At 53.9% G+C, this 24,288-nt stretch carries 23 protein-coding genes and 2 rRNA genes; 8 read left to right on the top strand and 17 right to left on the bottom strand.

From position 1 onward, the window contains the following. Positions 1-2 precede the first annotated feature (2 nt). The 10 genes from recO to rseD form a co-directional block, all read right to left on the bottom strand. On the bottom strand, positions 3-731 hold the full coding sequence (gene recO, locus K2184_RS05835) for a DNA repair protein RecO (RefSeq protein ID WP_024274566.1): 729 nt from the start codon (positions 729-731) through the stop codon (positions 3-5). A gap of 198 nt (positions 732-929) precedes the next feature. Beyond that, positions 930-1,835 (bottom strand): GTPase Era, encoded by a 906-nt coding sequence (gene era, locus K2184_RS05830; protein ID WP_004104571.1) that lies wholly within the window; start codon positions 1,833-1,835, stop codon positions 930-932. Then, entirely contained in the window at positions 1,832-2,512 is a 681-nt protein-coding gene (rnc, locus tag K2184_RS05825) for a ribonuclease III (RefSeq protein ID WP_004104573.1), read from the bottom strand. Before rnc ends, era begins: the two co-directional genes overlap by 4 nt. 224 nt (positions 2,513-2,736) lie before the next feature. Continuing rightward, positions 2,737-3,711: a signal peptidase I gene (gene lepB, locus K2184_RS05820; RefSeq protein WP_163525798.1), complete on the bottom strand. Its 975-nt coding sequence runs from the start codon at positions 3,709-3,711 to the stop codon at positions 2,737-2,739. Between the two features lie 15 nt (positions 3,712-3,726). Beyond that, positions 3,727-5,526, bottom strand: coding sequence for a translation elongation factor 4 (gene lepA, locus K2184_RS05815; RefSeq protein ID WP_004104577.1), 1,800 nt, complete (start codon positions 5,524-5,526; stop codon positions 3,727-3,729). Positions 5,527-5,711: 185 nt separating this feature from the next. Then, positions 5,712-6,191, bottom strand: a complete 480-nt coding sequence (gene rseC / locus K2184_RS05810) for a SoxR-reducing system protein RseC (RefSeq protein ID WP_004104579.1) — start codon at positions 6,189-6,191, stop codon at positions 5,712-5,714. Further along, on the bottom strand, positions 6,188-7,144 hold the full coding sequence (gene rseB / locus K2184_RS05805) for a sigma-E factor regulatory protein RseB (protein WP_004104581.1): 957 nt from the start codon (positions 7,142-7,144) through the stop codon (positions 6,188-6,190). The genes rseC and rseB overlap by 4 nt, the downstream gene beginning before the upstream one ends. Continuing rightward, on the bottom strand, positions 7,144-7,794 hold the full coding sequence (gene rseA, locus K2184_RS05800) for an anti-sigma-E factor RseA (protein ID WP_004104582.1): 651 nt from the start codon (positions 7,792-7,794) through the stop codon (positions 7,144-7,146). The genes rseB and rseA overlap by 1 nt, the downstream gene beginning before the upstream one ends. Positions 7,795-7,826: 32 nt before the next feature. After that, positions 7,827-8,402, bottom strand: coding sequence for an RNA polymerase sigma factor RpoE (gene rpoE / locus K2184_RS05795; RefSeq protein WP_004104583.1), 576 nt, complete (start codon positions 8,400-8,402; stop codon positions 7,827-7,829). Between the two features lie 39 nt (positions 8,403-8,441). Next, positions 8,442-8,540, bottom strand: coding sequence for a rpoE leader peptide RseD (gene rseD, locus K2184_RS05790; RefSeq protein WP_148720832.1), 99 nt, complete (start codon positions 8,538-8,540; stop codon positions 8,442-8,444). A gap of 285 nt (positions 8,541-8,825) precedes the next feature. On the opposite strand from rseD, the gene nadB reads away from it, so the two are divergent. Next, a complete protein-coding gene (gene nadB, locus K2184_RS05785; protein ID WP_023329931.1) occupies positions 8,826-10,445 on the top strand; it encodes an L-aspartate oxidase in 1,620 nt (539 codons plus the stop codon). On the opposite strand, the gene trmN is transcribed toward nadB, so the two are convergent. Further along, on the bottom strand, positions 10,430-11,170 hold the full coding sequence (gene trmN / locus K2184_RS05780) for a tRNA(1)(Val) (adenine(37)-N(6))-methyltransferase TrmN (protein ID WP_004104592.1): 741 nt from the start codon (positions 11,168-11,170) through the stop codon (positions 10,430-10,432). The genes nadB and trmN overlap by 16 nt on opposite strands. A 131-nt stretch (positions 11,171-11,301) precedes the next feature. Here trmN and srmB point away from each other — a divergent pair, with 131 nt between their 5' ends. After that, complete coding sequence (srmB, locus tag K2184_RS05775) at positions 11,302-12,633, top strand: ATP-dependent RNA helicase SrmB (RefSeq protein WP_023321440.1); 1,332 nt, start codon at positions 11,302-11,304, stop codon at positions 12,631-12,633. Positions 12,634-12,677: 44 nt separating this feature from the next. Here srmB and grcA read toward each other — a convergent pair whose 3' ends face one another. Continuing rightward, entirely contained in the window at positions 12,678-13,061 is a 384-nt protein-coding gene (gene grcA / locus K2184_RS05770) for an autonomous glycyl radical cofactor GrcA (protein WP_004104596.1), read from the bottom strand. Between the two features lie 311 nt (positions 13,062-13,372). Between grcA and ung the strand changes: the two genes are divergently transcribed. Continuing rightward, positions 13,373-14,062 (top strand): uracil-DNA glycosylase, encoded by a 690-nt coding sequence (gene ung, locus K2184_RS05765; protein WP_004104597.1) that lies wholly within the window; start codon positions 13,373-13,375, stop codon positions 14,060-14,062. Between the two features lie 105 nt (positions 14,063-14,167). On the opposite strand, the gene K2184_RS05760 is transcribed toward ung, so the two are convergent. Beyond that, a complete protein-coding gene (locus K2184_RS05760) occupies positions 14,168-15,241 on the bottom strand; it encodes a tRNA/rRNA methyltransferase (protein WP_163525743.1) in 1,074 nt (357 codons plus the stop codon). Between the two features lie 203 nt (positions 15,242-15,444). Here K2184_RS05760 and trxC point away from each other — a divergent pair, with 203 nt between their 5' ends. The 5 genes from trxC to K2184_RS05735 all read left to right on the top strand — a co-directional run bounded on the left by trxC (position 15,445) and on the right by K2184_RS05735 (position 21,168). After that, entirely contained in the window at positions 15,445-15,870 is a 426-nt protein-coding gene (trxC, locus tag K2184_RS05755; RefSeq protein WP_004104599.1) for a thioredoxin TrxC, read from the top strand. Positions 15,871-15,939: 69 nt separating this feature from the next. Further along, positions 15,940-16,638: a tRNA-uridine aminocarboxypropyltransferase gene (locus K2184_RS05750; RefSeq protein WP_004114489.1), complete on the top strand. Its 699-nt coding sequence runs from the start codon at positions 15,940-15,942 to the stop codon at positions 16,636-16,638. A gap of 35 nt (positions 16,639-16,673) precedes the next feature. Continuing rightward, positions 16,674-19,352, top strand: a complete 2,679-nt coding sequence (locus tag K2184_RS05745; RefSeq protein ID WP_004104601.1) for a bifunctional acetate--CoA ligase family protein/GNAT family N-acetyltransferase — start codon at positions 16,674-16,676, stop codon at positions 19,350-19,352. Positions 19,353-19,445: 93 nt separating this feature from the next. Continuing rightward, positions 19,446-20,801: a CDP-diacylglycerol--serine O-phosphatidyltransferase gene (gene pssA, locus K2184_RS05740; protein ID WP_004104602.1), complete on the top strand. Its 1,356-nt coding sequence runs from the start codon at positions 19,446-19,448 to the stop codon at positions 20,799-20,801. Between the two features lie 40 nt (positions 20,802-20,841). Continuing rightward, a complete protein-coding gene (locus K2184_RS05735) occupies positions 20,842-21,168 on the top strand; it encodes a YfiM family lipoprotein (RefSeq protein WP_004104604.1) in 327 nt (108 codons plus the stop codon). Positions 21,169-21,170: 2 nt separating this feature from the next. Here the strand turns inward: K2184_RS05735 and K2184_RS05730 are convergent, their stop codons facing one another. The 4 genes from K2184_RS05730 to K2184_RS05715 all read right to left on the bottom strand — a co-directional run. After that, entirely contained in the window at positions 21,171-22,469 is a 1,299-nt protein-coding gene (locus K2184_RS05730; RefSeq protein WP_163525744.1) for an MFS transporter, read from the bottom strand. Between the two features lie 273 nt (positions 22,470-22,742). Then, positions 22,743-23,198 (bottom strand): DUF4385 domain-containing protein, encoded by a 456-nt coding sequence (locus K2184_RS05725; protein WP_064372916.1) that lies wholly within the window; start codon positions 23,196-23,198, stop codon positions 22,743-22,745. Between the two features lie 214 nt (positions 23,199-23,412). After that, positions 23,413-23,528: ribosomal RNA gene (rrf, locus tag K2184_RS05720) — 5S ribosomal RNA — on the bottom strand. Positions 23,529-23,599: 71 nt separating this feature from the next. Next, a 23S ribosomal RNA gene (locus tag K2184_RS05715) occupies positions 23,600-24,288 on the bottom strand; the annotation flags it as partial.

Raw genomic sequence — 24,288 nt, 5'->3', positions numbered from 1 at the left:
CGTTAATCGTTATTTGTTTTATCGGCCCGTGCGGGCAAAAACTGACGAAACAGCTCGCGACTTTTTAACGGCTTCCCACCAAGATAGGGCTTCAGGGCGATTCGGGTGAAACGCTTTGCCGCGCGCAGCGCATCGCTGTCCGGAAATTCGCGGCTGGCCAGCGCCTTCAGATGGTGCCCGGTAAAGGTGTTGTTATCAATAACCACGCTGGCAATAAATCCTTTCTCTTCACGGTAGCGGTAGGTCATCGTATCGTCAACCGCCTCTCCGCTGCCGGCGCAGTGCAGGAAATCAACGCCATATCCCAGATGCCCAAGCAGCGCCAGCTCAAACCGCCGAAGCGCCGGTTCCGGCGAGCCTGTAGCGCCAGCCAGCGACTGGATACAGTGCAGATAATCGAAAAAGAGTTCCGAGAAGCGCGTTTCGTGCTCAAGCACGCGAGAGAGCAGTTCGTTGACGTAAAGTCCGCTGTAGAGCGTGATACCGCTGAGAGGGAGCGCCAGCGAGACGGCTTCCGCGCTGCGCAGCGTTTTAACTTCGCCGCGCCCGCCAAAGCGGAGCAGTAAGGGGGTAAAAGGCTGAAGAGCGCCTTTGAGGTTGGAGCGTTTGGAACGTGCGCCTTTTGCAACAAGCCGCACGCGACCGGACTCTTCCGTGAAGACGTCCAGCATCAGGCTGGTTTCGCTCCAGGGACGACTATGCAGTACGAAAGCGCGTTGCCAGCCTTCCATCATACTCGTCGTCTTTCAAGCCGCAGGTGCGTTGGCTGCGCCCACTGACCCCAGTCAATTACTGAAGTAAGCTCCCGGGGACTCGCGTTCTTGCCGCGCGACTCAGCCTCTGGCCTCGCTCCTTCGGAGCCAGCGCAAGCGCTGTTCAAAACACTTTGTGTTTTGTCCTGCACCTCGAAAGCCATAGAGTATCCAAACTTAAAGATCGTCGCCGTAACCGAGACTGCGCAGCGCGCGTTCGTCATCAGCCCAGCCGGATTTCACTTTCACCCAAAGCTCAAGGTGAACCGGCGCTTCAAACATATCCTGCATGTCTTTACGCGCTTCGATACCGATGGTTTTGATTTTGGCCCCTTTGTTACCAATCACCATCTTCTTCTGCCCTTCGCGCTCAACCAGAATCAGGCCATTAATGTCGTAACCGCCGCGCTCATTGGTCACAAAACGCTCAATTTCGACGGTGACGGAATATGGCAGTTCTGCGCCAAGGAAACGCATCAGCTTTTCACGAATGATCTCGGAAGCCATAAAGCGCTGCGAACGGTCAGTGATGTAATCTTCCGGGAAGTGGTGAATCGCCTCCGGCAAATGCTTGCGCACGATACCGGCGATCGTATCAACATTCAGCCCCGTTTCCGCAGAAATCGGTACGATATCGAGGAAGTTCATTTGACTGCCGAGGAACTGCAGGTGCGGCAGAAGATCCGCTTTTTCCTGGACGTTGTCGACTTTGTTGACCGCCAGAATCACCGGCGCTTTACCGTCGCGCAGCTTGTTGAGCACCATCTCGTCGTCCGGCGTCCAGCGGGTCCCTTCAACCACGAAGATAACCAGCTCAACGTCGCCAATAGAGCTGCTTGCCGCCTTGTTCATCAGGCGGTTAATCGCGCGTTTTTCTTCCATATGCAGACCGGGGGTATCGACGTAGATCGCCTGATACGGGCCTTCAGTATGGATACCGACGATGCGGTGACGCGTGGTCTGCGCTTTTCGGGAAGTGATCGAGATCTTCTGCCCGAGCAGCTTGTTCAGCAATGTGGATTTGCCCACGTTTGGACGACCAACGATGGCAATAAATCCGCAGTAGTTCTTTTCTTCGCTCATTCCAGCTCCAGCTTTTTCAGCGCCTGTTCGGCGGCAGCCTGCTCCGCCTTGCGACGGCTAGAACCCGTGCCAACCACCGGTTCACTCAGGCCGCTAACCTGGCAGTGGATAGTAAATTCCTGATCGTGCGCTTCACCGCGAACCTGTACCACCAGGTAAGACGGCAGCGGCAGATGACGCCCCTGCAGATACTCCTGCAAGCGCGTCTTCGGATCTTTTTGCTTGTCACCAGGGCTGATTTCGTCCAGACGGCTCTGGTACCAGGAGAGGATAAGGCGCTCAACGTTCTGAATATCGCTGTCGAGGAAAATCCCGCCGATTAAAGCTTCAACGGTGTCCGCCAGTATCGATTCACGGCGAAAGCCTCCGCTTTTCAGTTCACCCGGCCCAAGACGCAGGCATTCACCTAATTCGAACTCGCGGGCAATTTCTGCCAGCGTGTTGCCTCGTACCAGCGTCGCGCGCATGCGGCTCATATCGCCTTCGTCTACCCGAGGGAAACGATGATAGAGGGCGTTAGCGATCACAAAGCTCAATATTGAGTCGCCTAAAAACTCCAGGCGCTCATTGTGTTTGCTGCTGGCACTGCGGTGAGTTAATGCCTGTTGCAACAGCTCCTGATGATGAAAAGTGTAGCCCAGCTTCCGTTGAAGCCGATTAATTACGATGGGGTTCATGCGTTACCAATAGATGAATGCGTCAAAAATGCAGCACACGAAACCGACCTGAGTAAACACCAACGCGGTTTCGTGTGCTGTGTCAATCTTACGAGAGACAACCTAAAACTTCGGGGGGATATTCTATACGCAACGACAAGGGATGTCGTTAGTTTGAATAGATTTAAATATTAAATAATTCACGCTGCCGTTATTGCGGCGGCAGCGTGAATAAGGCAGGAAAATTAATGAATGCCGCCAATGCGCGATAAACGTACGCCGGTAGGCCATTCACCTTCCTGTTTTTCGAAACTCATCCAGATTGCGGTTGCTTTACCCACCAGATTCGCTTCCGGCACAAAGCCCCAATAACGGCTGTCGGCGCTGTTATCGCGGTTGTCACCCATCATAAAATACTGCCCCGGGGGGACAATCCAGGTTGCCAGCGGTAGCCCGGACTGGTGGTAATACATCCCAACCTGATCCTGCGCAATCGGCACGGTCAAAATGCGGTGCGTCACGTCATCCAGCGTCTCTTTACGTTCGGTCAGACGAATGCCATTCGCTTTGGTCTCGCCTTTCGGCAGTTGCCAGAAACCGCTGGTCGCTTCACCGCCGTTGCTGCGGGAGAAGGTCTGTACGAAATCGCTCGGCTCAACGTTGGAGTAAGTGACCGGCAGAGCGTTGCCGCAGGCCTGACCAGAACGGCAGCCCGGCTGGATAGTGACCTGTTTAGCAATCGGATCGTAAGTGACTTTATCACCCGGTAAGCCGACGGCCCGCTTGATATAATCCAGGCGCGGATCCTGCGGATATTTAAAGACGACGATATCGCCGCGCTTCGGATGCCCGGTTTCGATCAGCGTTTTCTGGTAAATCGGATCCTTAATGCCGTAAGCAAACTTCTCTACCAGAATAAAATCGCCGATTAGCAGCGTCGGCATCATTGAGCCGGATGGGATCTGGAAGGGCTCATAAATAAATGAGCGAACCACCAGAACAATCGCCAGTACCGGGAAGATTGAAGCGCCGGTTTCCAGCCAGCCCGGTTTCGGGCCCACCTTTTTCAGCGTTTTCTTGTCCAGCTGGTCGCCGGTCGCCGCCTGGGCAGCGGCCTGACTTTCGCGACGTTTTGGCGCAAAGATAAACTTATCCAGGCACCACAACAGACCCGTCACCAAAGTAGCGATGACCAGGATCAGGGCAAACATGTTCGCCATGCCAACTCCTTAGGGTTATTTGCCGTCTTTACCAACGTGCAGAATGGCGAGGAACGCTTCCTGCGGCAGCTCAACGTTACCGACCTGCTTCATTCGTTTCTTACCTTCTTTCTGCTTCTGCAGCAGCTTTTTCTTACGGCTGACGTCGCCGCCATAGCATTTCGCCAGGACGTTTTTACGCAGCTGTTTTACGGTAGAACGGGCAATGATGTGGTTGCCGATAGCAGCCTGGATAGCGATATCGAACTGCTGACGCGGGATCAGCTCTTTCATCTTCTCAACCAGTTCACGGCCGCGATACGGCGCATTATCGTTATGCGTGATCAGCGCAAGCGCATCCACGCGCTCGCCGTTAATCAACACATCCACGCGCACCATATTGGAGGCCTGGAAGCGCTTGAAGTTGTAGTCCAGCGAGGCATAGCCGCGGGAAGTAGACTTCAGACGGTCAAAGAAGTCGAGCACCACTTCCGCCATCGGAATTTCATAGGTCAACGCAACCTGATTGCCGTGATAGACCATATTGGTCTGTACGCCGCGTTTTTCGATACACAGGGTAATGACGTTGCCTAAAAACTCCTGCGGCAGCAGCATATGACACTCGGCGATCGGCTCGCGCAGCTCCTGAATATTGTTCAGCGGCGGCAGCTTGGACGGGCTATCGACGTAAATAACTTCTTTCGAGGTGGTTTCTACTTCATAAACGACCGTCGGCGCCGTGGTGATCAGATCCAGGTCATATTCACGCTCAAGACGCTCCTGGATGATCTCCATATGCAGAAGACCCAGGAAGCCGCAGCGGAAACCGAAGCCCAGCGCGGTGGAGCTTTCCGGTTCGTAGAACAGAGAGGCATCGTTAAGGCTCAGTTTGCCCAGCGCATCGCGGAAGTTCTCGTAATCATCAGAACTGACCGGGAACAGGCCGGCGTAAACCTGCGGTTTAACCTTTTTAAAGCCTGGCAGCGCTTTTTCCGCCGGGTTGCGGGAGAGAGTCAGCGTATCGCCGACCGGCGCGCCGAGAATATCTTTGATGGCGCAAACCAGCCAGCCTACCTCGCCGCATTTCAGCTCGGTACGGTCAACCTGTTTCGGCGTGAAGATGCCCAGGCGGTCGGCGTTATACACCTGCCCGGTACTCATCACCTTAATTTTATCGCCTTTACGCATGGTGCCGTTTTTGATACGCACCAGAGAGACGACGCCGAGGTAGTTATCGAACCAGGAGTCGATGATCAGAGCCTGCAGCGGCGCTTCCGGGTCGCCTTCCGGCGGCGGAATGTCGCGCACCAGGCGTTCCAGCACGTCCGGCACGCCAACGCCGGTCTTTGCAGAACAGCGCACCGCATCGGTAGCATCGATACCGACGATGTCTTCAATTTCTTCCGCCACGCGCTCCGGATCGGCCGCCGGCAGGTCAATTTTGTTCAGGACCGGAACAACTTCCAGGTCCATTTCCATCGCCGTATAGCAGTTAGCCAGCGTCTGGGCTTCTACGCCCTGCCCCGCATCAACCACCAGCAAAGCGCCTTCACAGGCAGCAAGCGAACGAGAAACTTCATAAGAGAAGTCGACGTGGCCGGGCGTGTCGATAAAGTTCAGCTGATAGGTTTCGCCATCAGACGCTTTGTAATCGAGGGTGACGCTCTGCGCCTTGATGGTAATACCGCGCTCACGTTCAAGATCCATGGAGTCCAGAACCTGGGCTGCCATTTCACGATCGGAAAGGCCACCGCAAATCTGGATAATTCGGTCAGACAATGTCGACTTACCGTGGTCGATGTGAGCGATGATTGAAAAGTTACGTATATTCTTCATATTTAGAGTTAATTATGCCTTACGCGAATCATGAGGCCGCTGTACTGTGCCTGACGTTTTTTAATCCGAAAACGCCGCATTCTACACTACATCCACGAAACCAGGAAATGCTCTTACCGCTAGCATAGCTGGAGTAAATGACGAGTTCTTGCGTGAGTTGTAAATAAAGATAAGGGCCAGTGAAATCACTGACCCAATGGTGAGGAAGTCGTCTCGATGCGGACTAAATCTGGCGGTAAACCGACGCTAAGAATCACCGGCTGCCACGACTGCCGGGAAGCCAGGCCCGGCGAGAGGCCGCGCGCTACCAGAAACCCGCCGACGCCGCCCAGTATCGCCCCGCAGAGGGAGGCGAAATCATTGGCAAACAGCACCTGGAATATTGATGCCATCACGAACAAACCCACTAACGGCGCCATATAGACCAATACTGCCGACCCTAGCAGGCTGCTCTCGGCAATACCCAGCTCGACCTTTTGCCCGGCCGACAGCGGCTGTTCGCAGGGAACGCTAATGGTATGGCTGGTTTGCGGCCCTAGCTTATTCAGCACCCGGCTTCCGCAACCGGCGCGAGAAGCGCAGCTGCTGCAGGAGGCTTTGACATCGCAATGCACCAGCGCAACGCCATTGTCCCAGGAAACAACCGTCGCCCACTCTTTAATCATTGTACTGCCCTGAATTTGATACTGTCGGAAATCCGCTTGGCGGTTTGCGGAGGCAGCTCGCCAACAATGGTGATTTCTGCGTTATCACGCACGGTAGTCGCTACGGTACGACGGCCGGTACGCAGTAGCTGATCTGTGCTATTTGCCGTGGCGCGATTGATATTAATGGAGAAACTAAACAGCCCGTCGGAATACAATCGGGACTCTACCGGCCCATCGAAAGTGGGCAGGCGACGCTGGCTGCTGGACACTTCGGCAACACCCTGCGGCAGCCAGGTTGGCGCCCAGTTAAAGTTGGCCTTATTGCCCCCCTCCGGAACGGACAGCTGCGGAGGTAGATTAGCTTTAGACAGGGTTTCCATGCTGGCGCTGACGTTATCGCCAACGTTGAAGGAGACCACCCGGAACTGCTCAAGCGTTTCGCCATCCCGATCAAGCAGATCCACCCGCAGCGGAAGCTTAGTTTCCGCATCCAGCCAGGCAATATAGCTATAGCGGGTACCATCGCGAGCCACGACGCGAACCACATCGCATAGACGATCGGCAATACGCGTACGCCCAACGGAAATGAAGTCGTAATAGGATGAAAGACGTTTAAAGTCGGAGTAAACCAGCGAGGGCAGCGAATCAACAATATAGTCGCCGTTCAGCGTAAAAGGATCGAGCCCGGGTTCAAAGTAGCTAATCTCCGTTCCGCGCAGCACCACTTCCCGACGGGGGCCGTCGAGCTGGAGAAGCTGAGCCAGAGTGCGATTATCCAGTTTAGCGTGTCGATAGCGCAGCGACTCAACACCCTGCTTGTTGATGCTGACGAAAGAGAGCTCGTAATTAAGGGACTGGCTGGCCAGATTCATCTGCTGCAACAACGCCCCGGACGATGTATCAGCCGAGGCGTTGACGGAGAAGAACAGGCTGCCTGCCATGAGCGACATGGCACACCAAAGTTGCTTCATTACTGCGATTGCGTTCCTAAAGTTTGATAGCCCGGCACCTGAACAGCGGCTTGTTGAGTCTGGGCCTGGCCAAACTGCAGCTGTTCCGCATGCAGGCGACGCTGCAATTCATAATCCTGCAGCATAGCATTAATTCTGCGGCGCTGTTCCTGCACTTGAGCCTGCTGGCCGGTACCTGCTGAGGCATCCGCCGGTACGCCCAGGCTAACCGGGCTGGCCTTACCCATCATCGGCATGGTGTTAAACACCGGCGCTTCCGGCTGCTGAGAGGTATCAGACTGGCCATTATACTGTTGAACGCCAACAATCACAGCCAGAGACACGCACGCGGCAACGCCCATCTGGGTGAGCGAACTGGCCCACGGGCGAACTTTTTGCCAGAAAGGCATCTGACGCCACTGGTGCGGTGCGGGCTGAGATTCCGGAATAAGAGGAACCGTCTGACGAACGGGCTCGTTTTCAATGGCGGCCATGACGCGAGCTGAGATATCAAAATGGAGCATCTCACTCGTATCGCCTCGCAGCGTATCGCGGATGAGATGGTAGCTCTCCCAGGTTTTTTGCATTTCAGATGAACGCTCCAGCTCATTGAGCAGTTCGTTATCCAGCGTTTCACCATCCATTAAGGCCGAAAGTTTTTCTTTCTGCATGCCTGATACCCTTTTCCAGTATTCCGCTATCGTCAACGCCTGATGAGCGGTTGAACTTTATTATCAATAGCTTCTCGCGCCCGGAAGATGCGTGAACGCACTGTGCCCACCGGACAATCCATGATGGCGGCTATTTCTTCATAGCTCATGCCATCCAGCTCCCGCAGGGTAATTGCCATGCGTAAATCCTCCGGAAGCGACTCAATGGTACGAAAGACTATCTGTCTCAGCTCTTCTGACAACATTAAGTTCTCAGGGTTCGAAATTTCTTTCAACGCCCCACCGCTTTCGAAGTTTTCAGCATCATTTGCATCAACATCGCTGGATGGCGGACGGCGCCCCTGAGCAACCAGATAATTCTTCGCCGTGTTTACGGCAATGCGATATAACCAGGTGTAAAAAGCACTATCCCCCCGGAAAGAATCCAGCGCACGCCATGCTTTAACGAACGACTCCTGAACAACGTCAGCGATATCGCCCGGCGGCACGTAGCGGGAGACCAGGCTTGCAACCTTATGCTGATAGCGTACCACCAGCAGGTTAAATGCTTTCTGATCTCCTTTCTGGACCCGTTCAACAAGGACCTGATCCGTTAACTGCTCGCTCATCCGAGGTAATGTCTCCCCAAACCCAATTCCCATGCGTATTCAAAAACACCACCCAATTACTGCATAAATGAGCAAGCAGAGGGTTGGAGTGTCTGAAAACAATAAAGTTCCGTTACGCCTTTGTTTTTCGTTCGGCACCGGCTGACGGATTGTTATCTCTCATTATATGTCCCGGTAGCTAAACGATATGTAAGATAATAAGAAAAAGCGCAAGACCCGCCAGAAGGGTAACGTAACCCGACTTTTATTTCACTATAAAATCTGAAGCTAACGAGCGGCTTCGCAAAACCTTTCGTAGACGTATCTTCCGCCACATTGTGACTCCATGTTTAGCCTGCACAACCAGCAGTAAAAAAAGTGTACGAATTATCGCTGGCTGGTGCTATTGTTCGGTAATCGTGTTTAGTAAATTAAACAAAGACTATGAATACAACTCCTGATTCCTCCTGTGATGTGCTAATTGTTGGCAGCGGCGCTGCTGGTTTATCTCTCGCCCTGCGCCTGGCGGAACGCTGTACGGTCACCGTTCTCAGCAAAGGCCCCATTAGTGAAGGGTCTACTTTCTATGCGCAAGGCGGCATCGCCGCCGTGTTTGATGAAACCGACAGCGTTGAATCCCACATCGAAGATACGCTGATTGCCGGAGCGGGTCTTTGCGATCGCCATGCGGTCTCCTTTGTTGCGAGCAACGCTAAACCCTGCGTTCAATGGCTTATCGATCAGGGCGTTTTGTTCGATACTGAGGTACAGGCAAACGGCGAAGCGAGCTATCACCTGACGCGCGAAGGGGGGCACAGTCACCGCCGTATCCTCCACGCCGCCGATGCGACCGGGAAAGCCGTAGAGACCACCCTGGTGAGCAAGGCGCTGGCCCACCCTAATATCCGGGTGCTGGAGCGCAGCAACGCCGTTGATCTGATTCTCTCCGATAAAATCGGCCTGCCGGGAACGCGGCGCGTTGTGGGGGCCTGGATCTGGAACCGTAATAAAGAAGCGGTTGAGACCTGCAGCGCAAAAGCTGTGGTGCTGGCGACCGGCGGCGCAGCGAAGGTTTATCAATATACGACCAACCCTGACGTCTCTTCCGGGGATGGTATTGCAATGGCCTGGCGAGCCGGCTGTCGGGTCGCCAATCTGGAATTTAATCAGTTTCACCCAACGGCGCTGTACCATCCGCAAGCGCGCAATTTCCTGTTAACGGAAGCGCTGCGCGGCGAGGGCGCACTGTTGAAACGTCCGGACGGCACACGGTTTATGCCGGAATTTGACGAGCGCGGCGAACTGGCTCCGCGCGACATTGTCGCCAGAGCGATCGATCATGAGATGAAGCGCCTGGGCGTTGACTGTATGTATCTCGATATCAGCCATAAACCGGCAGAATTTATCCGCCACCACTTCCCGATGATCTACGAGAAGCTGCTGGGGCTGGGCATTGACCTGACAAAAGAGCCAGTTCCCATTGTGCCGGCGGCACATTATACCTGCGGCGGCGTGATGGTTGACGATCATGGGCGCACTGATGTTGACGGACTGTACGCCATTGGCGAAGTGAGCTACACGGGATTACACGGCGCTAACCGTATGGCTTCAAATTCATTGCTGGAGTGCCTTGTTTACGGCTGGTCCGCTGCCGAAGATATCGTTAAGCGTATGCCGTTCGCTCAGGCGGTCAATAAACTGCCTTCCTGGGACGAAAGCCAGGTCGAAATACCTGATGAACTGGTCGTAATACAGCACAACTGGCATGAGCTGCGCTTGCTGATGTGGGATTATGTCGGCATCGTGCGTACCACTCGTCGTCTTGAACGCGCCCTGCGCCGTATTACTATGCTGCAACAGGAGCTGGACGAATACTACGCCCGCTTCCGTGTCTCTAATAATTTGCTGGAGCTGCGTAACCTGGTACAGGTTGCTGAGCTGATTGTACGCTGTGCCATGCAGCGTAAAGAGAGCCGCGGGCTTCACTATACGCTGGATTATCCTGAGCAGCTGCCCGACAGCGGACCGTCGGTGCTCTCGCCGCTGGCTCACATAAAAAGATAAAAATCCTGGGTCAAAGCGGTAAATCCTTCGGAATATTGCTGCTCTGGCCCGCGGATAACTAATCTGTCGCTAAAGCACTCTTCCCCCGCCGACGGCGAAAAAGCCAGCAGAACCCGATGCGGCGGGCGCATTTCCGTTTCCGCGACATCCGTTCGTAGACGCAGATGCCAGCCCATATTCTGCGCCCGCTGCACAAACGCGTTACCGATGTCGACCGGAAGCACAACGCAGAAAAACCCCTCTTCCGTAATAAGTTCGGCGGCACAGGTTAATAATGTTGCGTGATCGAGAGAGGAAGTGTATCGAGCCTGCTCGCGCTGCGAGGTGGCGCAAGGTACGCCTTCTGCGAAAAAAGGCGGGTTGCTGACAATCAGCTCATAGCGTCGGGTTTGCCGCGGCTGCCATTGCTGAATATCGGCCTGATGAATCTGCAGACGCCCGGCCCATGGAGAATCCGCGGCGTTTTCTCGTGCCTGTTGTGCCGCCTCTTCGTCCAGCTCCACGGCATCCACGATGACCGTCTCCCCGGTACGCTGCGCGAGCATCAGGGCTAACAGGCCGCTGCCCGCGCCGATATCCAGCACGCGCTTAACCTGCGCGATCGGGGCCCATGCGCCAAGTAAAATGCCGTCGGTACCCACTTTCATCGCACAGCGATCGTGGGCGACAAAAAACTGCTTAAACGTAAAACCATTGCGCGGCAGCGCGAACTTCGACTGGGACATCCTCGATAACCTTGCGGACAAAAACTCCTGAGCGTAAGGCTATGCACAATACCGGAGAACAGATAGCCTTACAAACAGATGAACATTGCGTCCGTAACGTCTATAATCGGCGGTCCACTCAGAGGTAGATCATGACTGTAACGACTTTTTCCGAACTTGAACTCGACGAAAACCTGCTGGACGCTCTCCAGGACAAAGGTTTCACACGCCCGACAGCCATTCAGGCCGCCGCTATTCCGCCTGCGCTTGATGGCCGTGATATTCTCGGTTCAGCCCCGACAGGCACCGGTAAAACGGCGGCGTATCTTCTGCCCGCGTTGCAGCATCTGCTCGATTTTCCGCGCAAGAAATCTGGTCCGCCGCGCATTCTTATCCTGACCCCAACTCGCGAACTGGCAATGCAGGTTGCCGACCACGCGCGTGAGCTGGCAAAACATACTCATCTGGATATCGCCACCATTACCGGCGGTGTCGCCTATATGAACCATGCTGAAGTGTTCAGCGAGAACCAGGATATCGTGGTCGCCACGACCGGCCGCCTGCTGCAGTATATTAAAGAAGAAAACTTTGATTGCCGCGCCGTTGAAACCCTGATCCTTGATGAAGCGGACCGCATGCTGGATATGGGCTTCGCGCAGGATATCGAACACATTGCCGGTGAAACCCGCTGGCGTAAGCAGACTATGCTGTTCTCCGCCACCCTCGAAGGTGACGCCATTAAAGATTTTGCTGAACGCCTACTGGAAGAACCGGTAGAAGTCTCGGCAACGCCCTCCACCCGCGAGCGTAAAAAAATTCACCAGTGGTATTACCGTGCCGATGACGTCAAGCACAAGACCGCTCTGCTGGTCCATCTGCTGAAGCAGCCGGAAGCGACGCGCTCTATCGTCTTCGTACGTAAGCGCGAGCGCGTTCATGAACTGGCGGGCTGGCTGCGTGAAGCGGGTATCAATACCTGCTGGCTGGAAGGCGAGATGGTGCAGGCGAAACGTAATGAAGCAATTAGCCGCCTGACCGATGGTCGAATTAACGTGTTAATCGCTACCGATGTTGCCGCACGCGGAATCGACATCGCGGACGTAAGCCACGTATTTAACTTCGACCTGCCGCGCACGGCAGATATTTACCTGCACCGTATTGGTCGTACCGGCCGGGCGGGTAAAAAAGGTACGGCTATTTCACTGGTTGAAGCCCACGATCATCTGCTGCTGGGTAAAATTGGCCGCTATACTGAAGAGCCGCTAAAAGCCCGCGTTATTGATGGGCTGCGCCCAACTACCCGCGCGCCAAGCGAGAAGCAAACCGGTAAACCGTCCAGGAAAGTATTAGCGAAGCGTGCAGAGAAGAAAGAGAAAGAAAAAGAGAAGCCGCGCGTGAAAAAACGCCACCGCGATACCAAAAACATTGGTAAGCGTCGTAAACCAAGCGGAGCGGATACCGCGCAGAAGGCAAACGAAGAGTAAAAAAACGCCGGGATATCCCGGCGTTTTTACATCAAAGTTGAGTCTTACAGGCTTTCGGTAAAAGTACGGGCGATAACGTCGCGCTGCTGTTCCGGCGTCAGGGAGTTAAAGCGCACCGCATAGCCAGAAACGCGAATGGTCAGCTGTGGATATTTTTCCGGATGTTCAACCGCATCCAGCAGAGTTTCGCGACGCAGAACGTTCACGTTCAGATGCTGACCGCCTTCAACGCGAACTTCAGGTTTCACGTCTACCGGGATCTCACGGTATTCGATCTCGCCCAGATTGCTCACCGCAACCACGTCATCTTCAGCAAAACCGGCTTTCGCGCACAGGCAGCGGGCTTCGCCTTTTTCGCTGTCCAGCAGCCAGAAAGAGTTCAGCAGGTCGTCATTTGCAGCTTTAGTAATTTGGATACCAGTAATCATTTTATGCCTCCCAGGCAGTGTTTGTTCGATTATTGGCCTTCGCGGCCAATTGGTAAAACCATTGTTGTATGAGTGTATATATATCAGCCGGGCATCCGGCATTCTTTGATTTAAATCAACAAAAACCCCATCACAAAAGTGGGTATAGGCAGATATTATTGTTTTACATCAAGTTACGCTACATCTTTCAGCAAAAAAATTTGTAAGTTTTCAATTTTTTTTGCACAAAGAACGCCAGTGGGATGGCGCAAATTTTGTGTTGTAGAAAGATGCAGTTAAGCTATGGCAATGACACTTTGCAGGAGAGCAAAATGACCACCCCATTAACCTGGCACGATGTGCTGGCAGAAGAGAAGCAGCAACCCTGGTTTGTTAATACCTTAAAAACGGTTGCTGAAGAGCGGCAATCGGGCATCACTATCTATCCTCCACAAAAAGACGTTTTCAACGCGTTTCGCTATACCGAGCTAAGCGACGTCAAAGTGGTGATCCTCGGTCAGGATCCCTACCACGGACCAGGACAGGCTCACGGCCTTGCCTTCTCTGTTTTACCGGGCGTTGCGACCCCTCCTTCTCTGCTGAACATGTATAAAGAGCTGGAAGGCACGATCCCGGGCTTTCAGCGCCCAAATCATGGTTATCTCGAAAGCTGGGCGCGTCAGGGGGTTTTGCTGCTTAATACCGTATTAACGGTACGCGCCGGGCAAGCGCACTCTCATGCTAGTCTCGGATGGGAAACCTTTACCGATAAAGTGATTTCACTGATTAACCAGCATCGGGAAGGGGTTGTATTTTTGCTGTGGGGTTCACATGCGCAAAAGAAAGGCGCGATTATCGATCGCCAGCGCCATTGCGTGCTCAAAGCGCCGCATCCGTCACCGCTCTCCGCGCACCGCGGCTTCTTCGGCTGTAATCATTTCGTCCTGGCGAATGAATGGCTGGCTGAACGCGGCGAAGCGCCTATTGACTGGCTACCCCGGCTGCCGGCTGAGAGCGAATAAAGCAGACCAGTGTTAAAAATCAATCACCACCTCCCAGGAGGTGATTTAGGGATGACAATGTAAATGCCAGCATTACGCTGGCATTTATCGTTCTGCGGCAAGCTATCAAGCTTTGTTCTGTCGCCACCATTCTGCCAGCAGCACGCCGGTTGCCACGGAAACGTTCAGGCTTTCAACGTTGCCGGTGCCTTCGATAGCAATATTCAGATCGGCGCTGGAGATAGCGGCATCAGACAGACCGTCGCTCTCCTGCCCTAATACCAGCACCATCTTCTTCGGCAACTCGGCTTTAAACAGCGGAGTCCCGTTATGGCTGGAAGTTGAAACAATCGCGTAGCCCGCTTTACGGAAGCGCTCAAGCGTATCGATAAAGCTGTCGCCCGTAATCGGTTCAACGTGTTCTGCCCCGCCTTCGGCGGTACGAATCGCGGCACCGGACTCCATAACGCCAGCATCCTGCACAATTACGCCCTTAACGCCGAAGTGCGCGCAGCTGCGCATGATGGCGCCAAGGTTGTGCGGGTTGCCGACATCTTCCAGCGCCAGCACGCAATCTTCAGCGTCGGCTTTCGCCACCCACTGCTCAACAGAGGTGCCATGACGTTTTTTAATCAAGAAGCAAACTCCGCCGTGGTGTTCAGTGCCGGACGCTTTCGCCAGCTCTGCTTCATCAACGACGTGATAAGCTTTACGGTTAGCCGCCATCCAGCGCAGGGCTTCTTTGAAGCGCGGAGTCACGCTCTGGATAAACCAGGCGCGCACAATAGCGTCCGGACGGCTCTGGAAAAGCGCCTGGCAGGCATTTTCGCCGTAAACACGGGTCTCTTCCGCGCGTTGGCGACGCAGCACTTCAGGATCGATAAAGCTTTTTCCGCTGATCCCGCCGTGATCCACTTTTACCGGCGTCTCATCACCCGGCGCGCGGGATACGGTACGCCACGGAGAGGAACCCTCACCGCCGAAGCCTTCACGCTTGCGATCGTCACGTTTACGATCGCCACCGCGGCTGTCTCTTTCATCGCGCGCAGGGCGGTTACGACCGTCAACACGAGACTTTCCTGGGCGTCCCCCACCTTTCCCGGTACGCGGGTTATGGGTACGTCGGTCAGAATCATCATCACTGCGGACATACATCACTTTGACCTTGCCGCTTTTATTTTTCAGTTCGTCGTCGCTCATTCATTTTCTCCACCTGCGCTGCGCGAAGCGCGCAGATTACCCGATGTGCCATCACTTAGCCATTATTTCATTTAAAAGCCTGAGTCTATCGTAATCATTGAATAAAACTCATTGTCCTTTATTAGTACTGCATCGATAATATGTAACATTACAGAAACAAATCGGCCACGTGCCGCGCTGCAACCCATAACCAGAGGTTAGTTATGAATACCGTTTGTGCCAGTTGTCAGGCTCTGAACCGCATCCCCGACGATCGTAGCGCTGATGGCGCGAAATGCGGGCGCTGCGGCCACGATCTTTTTGACGGCGATGTGATCAACGCGACCGGGGCAACGCTGGATAAACTGCTGAAGGACGATCTGCCCGTTGTCGTTGATTTCTGGGCGCCGTGGTGCGGCCCCTGCCGTAACTTTGCGCCCATTTTCGAAGATGTGGCTGAAGAGCGCAGCGGCGAAATGCGGTTCGTGAAAGTGAATACCGAAATGGAACGCGAACTGAGCGCCCGCTTCCGCATCCGCAGTATCCCGACCATTATGATGTTCAAAAATGGCGAAGTCATCGACATGCTGAACGGCGCCGTACCAAAAGCGCCTTTCGATAGCTGGTTGAACGAAGCCGGCCAGCAATAAACCCGACGGGGCACCGCTTGTGCCCCGTTTTTACCTCTGCGACAATGGCGTTTTTTCTTAGCGATCCCCATGACTGATAACGCCGTCCTTCGCCTTCGCGCCGAACGTCTCGCGCGCGCCACCCGGCCTTTTCTTGCTCGCGGCAACCGTATTCACCGCTGCCAGCGCTGTTTGCTGCCGTTGAAACAATGCCTCTGCGCGACCCTTAATCCCGTTGCCGCCACCAGCCGTTTTTGCCTGGTGATGTTCGATACCGAGCCAATGAAGCCCAGCAATACTGGACGCCTGATTGCCGATATCCTGCCGGATACGGAAGCCTTTCAATGGTCACGAACCGAACCGCCGCAGGCGCTTCTCGATCTCGTTGCCGACGCGAGATATCAGCCAATGGTGGTTTTTCCTGCCTCCTATGCCAGCGCCGGGCGCCGGGTACTTGACGCACCGCTTCCCGGCAAACCTCCGCTGTTTATTATGCTCGACGGCACCTGGCCCGAGGCGCGAAAAATGTTCCGCAAAAGTCCCTGGCTTGATGCGCTGCCGATGATTTCCGTTGATCTGTCCCGCGTCTCCGCTTATCGCCTGCGAGAAGCCCATGCAGAAGGCCAATACTGTACCGCTGAAGTCGCCATAGCGCTGCTGGATCTTGCGGGGGATGTCACCGCAGCCAGCGCCCTTGGCGATCATTTCAGCTTATTCAGAACGCGCTATCTGGCAGGAAAAACACAGCATAAGGGCGGTATCACAGCACAACTGACAGAAAACGTTTAAAATCATTCGGTCACTGGGGATCAAAGGAGACCGGAATGAGCCAACGAGGCCTCGAAGCATTACTGCGGCCGAAATCGATCGCCGTTATCGGCGCATCAATGAAACCACAGCGCGCCGGTTATCTGATGATGCGCAACCTGCTGGCTGGCGGGTTTAACGGCCCTGTCCTTCCCGTTACGCCGGCGTGGAAAGCGGTTCAGGGCGTACTGGCCTGGCCTGACGTCAACAGCCTGCCCTTTACCCCCGATCTCGCTGTGCTTTGCACCAATGCCCGAAGAAATCTTGAGCTTCTGGAAGCGTTGGGGCAAAAAGGGTGTAAGACTTGCATTATTCTCTCTTCCCTACCCGAACAGTATCCCGCGCTGCTTGAATGCGCCGCCCGCTATCAAATGCGCCTGCTCGGTCCGAATAGTCTCGGCCTGCTTGCGCCCTGGCAGGGCCTAAACGCCAGCTTTTCGCCGGTTCCTATCCATCGCGGTAAACTGGCGTTTATTTCGCAATCGGCGGCCGTATCCAACACCATCCTCGACTGGGCCCAGCAGCGCGAAATGGGGTTTTCTTACTTTATCGCGCTCGGCGATAGCCTGGATATCGACGTTGATGACCTGCTCGATTTCCTTGCTCGCGACAGTAAAACCAGCGCTATTCTGCTCTATCTTGAACACCTTAGCGACGCCCGTCGCTTCGTCTCCGCGGCCCGTAGCGCATCGCGCAATAAGCCTATCCTGGTGATCAAAAGCGGGCGTAGTCCGGCGGCGCAAAAGCTGCTACACGTCAATTCCGGTATGGATCCGGCCTGGGACGCCGCTATTCAGCGCGCGGGTTTGTTGCGGGTTCAGGATACTCACGAACTGTTCTCTGCGGTGGAAACCCTCAGCCATATGCGCCCACTGCGCGGCGAGAAACTCATGATTATCAGCAACGGCGCAGCGCCGGCTGCGCTGGCGCTGGATGAGCTTTGGCTGCGCAACGGCAAACTTGCCGCTCTCAGCGAAGAGACCAGCGATCTTCTCCGCCAGGCGTTGCCTGAAACCATGGATATTGCTAACCCACTGGATCTCCGCGATGACGCCAGTAGCGAGCACTACCTCAAAGCGCTGAACGTGCTGCTGGATAGCCATGATTACGACGCGCTGCTGGTGATCCATTCACCCAGCGCGGCTGCTCCGGGGACGGAAAGCGCGCTGGCGCTGATTGACGCCCTGAAGCGCCACCCGCGCGGTAAATACGTTACGGTTCTGACTAACTGGTGCGGTGAGTTTTCATCGCAAGAGGCGCGTCGTCTGTTTAGCGATGCGGGACTACCGACCTATCGCACCCCCGAAGGGACGATAACCGCGTTTATGCATATGGTGGAATACCGGCGTAACCAGAAGCAGCTCAGAGAGACCCCGGTACTGCCAGTCTCATTAGCCACTAACACAGCCGAAGCGCATAGTCTGTTACAACGCGCAATCAATGAAGGTGCCACCACGCTGGATACCCATGAAGTGAGTCCTGTTCTGCGTGCTTACGGTATTCATACTCTACCGACGTGGATTGCCGCGGATAGCGCCGAGGCCGTGCATATCGCCGAACAGATAGGTTACCCCGTCGCGCTCAAGCTCCGCTCGCCAGACATCCCCCATAAGTCGGAAGTCCAGGGGGTCATGCTTTACCTACGTACGGCTACCGAGGTACAGCAGGCCGCGGACGCGATTATCGATCGCGTCAAAATGACCTGGCCGCAGGCGCGTATTCACGGACTGCTGGTGCAAAGCATGGCCAATCGAGCCGGGGCGCAGGAGCTGCGGGTCGTCGTCGAGCACGATCCGGTTTTTGGACCGCTGATCATGCTGGGCGAAGGCGGCGTCGAATGGCGAGCAGAAGATCAGGCCGCCGTCGCACTCCCGCCGCTCAATATGAACCTTGCGCGCTACCTGGTCATCCAGGCCATCAAAAGCAAAAAAGTGCGCGGGCGCAGCGCGCTGCGTCCGCTCGATATTCCCGGCCTGAGTCAGCTACTGGTACAGGTATCGAATTTGATCGTCGACTGCCCGGAAATCCAGCGCCTCGATATCCACCCTCTGCTGGCTTCCGGTCACGAGTTTACCGCGCTTGACGTCACGTTAACTCTCGCGCCGTTCACTGGCGATAGTGAAAGCCGCCTGGCCATCCGCCCTTATCCGCAGCAGCAGGAGGAGTGGGTAGTGATGAAGAATGGCGAACGCTGCCTTTTCCGTCCCATACTCCCGGAAGATGAGCCGCAGCTGCTGGCCTTTATCGCACAGGTCACGAAGGAAGATCTTTATTATCGTTACTTCAGCGAAATCAACGAATTTACTCACGATGATTTAGCTAACATGACGCAGATCGACTACGATCGAGAAATGGCCTTTGTTGCCGTGCGCACGACGGCTGAAGGGAATGAGATCCTCGGCGTGACGCGAGCGATCTCCGACCCGGATAACATCGATGCCGAATTTGCCGTACTGGTGCGCTCTGATTTAAAGGGTATGGGTTTAGGCCGTAAGCTACTGGAAAAGCTCATTGCCTATACGCAAAGTCACGGTCTGCAGCGGCTGAATGGCATTACTATGCCTAATAATAAAGGCATGATTGGACTCGCCAGAAAGCTAGGATTCTCAGTTGATATTCAGCTTGAAGATGGAATTGTCAGTTTGTCTCTACAGCTTGTATCTGAGCAATTACAATCGGCTGGCCGCAATTGTTGACTACTTTAACGGGTAGTAATGGTATTATTGCCCGCTTACGTCGTCTGCATGGTACAGAAGACCCTTCAATAAACAGAGAAGAAACGCACTGTGATGTTGTCAAAATTTAAACGCAATAAACATCAACAACACCTTGCCCAACTCCCTAAGCTTTCTCAGTCAGTTGATGATATCGAGTTCTTTTACGCTCCGGCAGATTTTCGGCAAGCGTTACTGGCCAGGATAGCTCAAGCCACCCAGCGTATTTGTATCATTGCGCTCTATCTGGAACAGGATGATGGCGGTAAAGGAATTTTGCAGGCGCTGTACGACGCTAAGCGTCAGCGTCCCGAGTTAGATGTCCAGGTGCTGGTTGACTGGCATCGTGCCCAGCGCGGGCGTATTGGCGTCGCCGCGTCAAACACCAACGCCGACTGGTATTGCCGCATGGCGCAGGAGAACCCTGGCGTCGATATCCCGGTTTATGGCGTTCCAGTCAATACCCGGGAAGCTCTCGGCGTCCTCCATTTCAAAGGCTTTATCATTGATGATTGCGTTCTCTACAGCGGCGCCAGTCTGAACGACGTTTACCTGCATCAGCACGATAAGTATCGTTATGATCGCTACCAGTGCATTCGCAACGCGAAAATGGCCGATGTGATGTTTGACTGGGTTACGAACAACCTGGTGCAAGGTCGCGGCGTTAACCGCCTTGATAAGGCCGATCGCCCAAAAAGCCCGGAAATCAAGAATGAAATCCGCCAGTACCGCCAGGAGCTGCGCGATAGCCGCTACCATTTCCCAGGCGATGCCGACGAAGAACAGCTGTCGGTAACCCCGCTAGTTGGCCTGGGCAAGACGAGCCTGCTGAATAAAACCATTTTCCATCTGATGCCCTGCGCTGAACATAAGCTGACTATCTGCACCCCCTATTTCAACCTGCCGGCTCTGCTGGTACGTAATATCATTCAGCTGTTGCGGAGTGGCAAAAAAGTCGAAATTATCGTCGGCGATAAAACCGCTAATGATTTCTATATTCCGGAAGATCAGCCATTTAAAATTATCGGCGCGCTGCCCTATCTTTATGAAATTAATCTGCGGCGCTTCCTGAGCCGTCTGCAGTATTACGTGAATACTGACCAGCTCATTGTCCGTTTATGGAAGGATGATGATAACAGCTACCACCTGAAAGGCATGTGGGTTGATGATGAGTGGATGCTGCTGACCGGCAATAACCTGAACCCGCGCGCCTGGCGGCTGGATTTGGAAAACGCGATTCTTATCCACGATCCAAAGCATCAGCTTGGTGCCATGCGCGAAAAAGAACTCAGCCTCATCCGTAAACATACCACGATCGTTAAGCACTATCGCGATCTACAAAGTATTGCCGACTACCCGATAAAAGTACGCAAACTGATCAGACGCCTGCGACGTATTCGAATCGACCGCCTTATCAGCCGTATTCTTTGAATTTCCGCCCCGCTCAGCGGGGCTTTTTCCTGGAATTTGTATGCGCAATATCATGCTTATTGCCCCGCTGTTACTACTGACCGGCTGCAGCCATATGGCCAATGATTCATGGAGCGGTCAGGACAAAGCCCAGCACTTCCTCGCCTCAGCGATGCTTTCTGCCGCAGGTAACGAATATGCCCAGCATCAAGGCTATAGTCGCGACCGGAGCGGCGCTATTGGCTTTATGTTTTCCGTGAGCTTAGGGGCATCGAAGGAGCTATGGGACAGCCGCCCGTCGGGGAGCGGCTGGAGCTGGAAAGATTTCGCCTGGGATGTGGCAGGCGCCACAACCGGCTATGCGGTATGGCAGCTGGCACATCAATAAATCTACAAGCGCAGCCCTTTACCTTTACGATGCAGCGTCAGAGAGACCAGAAAAGCAATCGCCCCCATGACGGTCACGTACCAGTAAAAAGCGTGCTCAATTCCCACAGATTTTAGCGACAGTGCGACATACTCGGCCGAGCCGCCGAATAGCGCATTGGCTACAGCGTAAGAAAGCCCAACGCCCAGAGCACGTACCTGGGCCGGAAACATTTCCGCCTTCAGAATGCCGCTGATTGAGGTGTAGAAACTGACGATCAGCAGGGCGCATATCACCAGAGCAAACGCCGCATACGGCGAACTCACGTTTTGTAGCGCATTAAGAATCGGCACGGTAAAGAGGGTGACCAACGCGCCAAAACAGAGCATTGAGGTACGACGGCCAATCTTGTCCGAGAGGGCGCCAAAAAGCGGCTGAACCAGCATATAAACAAATAAAGCAGCGGTCATAATCATGCTGGCGGTGCCCGCTGTCATACCCGCGGTATTGACCAGATATTTTTGCATATAAGTGGTGAAGGTATAAAAGCTTAACGACCCGGCGGCAGTAAAGCCCAGTACCATAATAAATGCCTTGCGGTTACGCCAGAGCCCTTTGAACGAACCAGCCTCTTTTAACGCGCGCGTTTCCTGCTTAGAAGTTTCGTCCAACTGGCGTCGCAGCCACAAGGCCACGATGGCCAGGACTGCGCCAAAGGCAAACGGAATACGCCATCCCCAGGCATGAAGATCTTCATCACTGAGGATCTGTTGTAATGCAACAACAACCAGCACCGCCAGAAGTTGACCACCAATCAGCGTGACGTACTGAAATGAGGCATAGAACCCTTTCTTACCTTCTACGGCAACTTCGCTCATATAGGTGGCGCTGGTACCGTATTCCCCCCCGACGGATAATCCCTGGAATAAACGTGCAAGCAGAAGCAGAGCCGGAGCCCAGGTTCCTATCGTTGCATAACCCGGCAGGCAGGCTATCACCAGTGAACCAAAACACATCATGCATACGGAAATCAGCATAGAAGTTTTGCGTCCACGACGATCAGCAATGCGCCCGAATATCCATCCCCCGATTGGACGCATCAGAAAACCGGCAGCAAACACTCCTGCCGTTTGTAACAATTGGGTTGTGGTATTCCCGGAAGGAAAGAAGATGTGCGCGAAATAGAGTGAGCAAAATGAATAGACATAAAAATCAAACCATTCCACCAGATTCCCTGACGATGCCCCAACAATGGCCCATATACGGCGCCGGGTATCGGCATGTTCCAGCGATTCACGTTCGCTAATACTGCTTTCTGTCATTGTAATCCTGCTCCAGCAAAGACTGCAATCTGCCTCATCGGGTGTCCCCGCGCCATCAGGCAAATCAGTTAGTAAATCAAATGTTATATAATTGTTATTTTTTAGTTTGTGATGCTATTCACATTTTTTTTCGTAATGTAGCTTTTCGCGATTAAAAGTAGATTCTTAAGGATTAACAAAGTGAAATATGGTGAAGATCGGGCAATACAGTTTTTTATATAGGCTAAATCGCGGTAAATATTTATGCGGGGCGAGGAACATCGAGGTTGAAAATTACCCCCATTGAGCCTGATGTTTCTTTTTTCTCTGGAGATAATCTTTATCCTGCCGAAGTTTATCCCACCATTGTTTAAAGACTGCCGCAGCTGCTGCCTTAACAGGATCATTACCACGTGGATTCAGGCAGCCATCCTTCGCATATTTTTTACCACCTTTGTAATTGGCATAACGTCTTGCCCGGGTGTAGCCCATCTGAATAAATTTGCGCGCCATATCCATACCAACGAAATCATTCTGCTGTCGATAAAACTCGAAGAGCTGATAAATTTCCCTGGCAGATTCAGTCGCGGATGCTTCATCTTTATAGCGCCAGTAGGGAAGGATTTCGCTTTTATAGGGCTCAACCAACAACACGCCCTGTTCTCCTCTTCCTACCTGATAGAGCTCCGGGTGCTGGCGAAAATCGATGCAGGAAAAGTCTTGCTGGTAATTAAAAGGCTTAATGGCCATTATTTTCTCTCATGCCCACAGGTACATATTATAAGCCTGGTACATAAGTCTGGAATGTGGAGAGGGAATTACTCTGGATCTTATACAGGGAGACAGCATAAATCCGGCAGAATTCATGAGGGATATTGGATACAGGGAGAACGATGTCCGGCAGTTTCAGACGACAAAAACGCAAAAAGCCCATCCGTCAGGATGGGCTCTTCACTTGTTTGATGCCTGGCAGTTCCCTACTCTCACATGGGGAGACCCCACACTACCATCGGCGCTACGGCGTTTCACTTCTGAGTTCGGCATGGGGTCAGGTGGGACCACCGCGCTAGTGCCGCCAGGCAAATTCTGTTTAATCTGTATCAAGCTGTATTGAAAATCTTCTCAATCCGCCAAAACATCTTCGGCGTTGTAAGGTTAAGCCTCACGGTTCATTAGTACCGGTTAGCTCAACGCATCGCTGCGCTTACACACCCGGCCTATCAACGTCGTCGTCTTCAACGTTCCTTCAGGACCCTTAAAGGGTCAGGGAGAACTCATCTCGGGGCAAGTTTCGTGCTTAGATGCTTTCAGCACTTATCTCTTCCGCATTTAGCTACCGGGCAATGCCATTGGCATGACAACCCGAACACCAGTGATGCGTCCACTCCGGTCCTCTCGTACTAGGAGCAGCCCCCCTCAATTCTCCAGCGCCCACGGCAGATAGGGACCGAACTGTCTCACGACGTTCTAAACCCAGCTCGCGTACCACTTTAAATGGCGAACAGCCATACCCTTGGGACCTACTTCAGCCCCAGGATGTGATGAGCCGACATCGAGGTGCCAAACACCGCCGTCGATATGAACTCTTGGGCGGTATCAGCCTGTTATCCCCGGAGTACCTTTTATCCGTTGAGCGATGGCCCTTCCATTCAGAACCACCGGATCACTATGACCTGCTTTCGCACCTGCTCGCGCCGTCACGCTCGCAGTCAAGCCAGCTTATGCCATTGCACTAACCTCCTGATGTCCGACCAGGATTAGCTGACCTTCGTGCTCCTCCGTTACTCTTTAGGAGGAGACCGCCCCAGTCAAACTACCCACCAGACACTGTCCGCAACCC

The organism is Klebsiella sp. K5-306, assembly GCF_051835185.1.
GTDB lineage: Bacteria > Pseudomonadota > Gammaproteobacteria > Enterobacterales > Enterobacteriaceae > Klebsiella > Klebsiella oxytoca.
The sequence above is the reverse complement of the archived record's forward strand: the minus strand, read 5'-3'. Positions and strand labels throughout refer to the sequence as shown.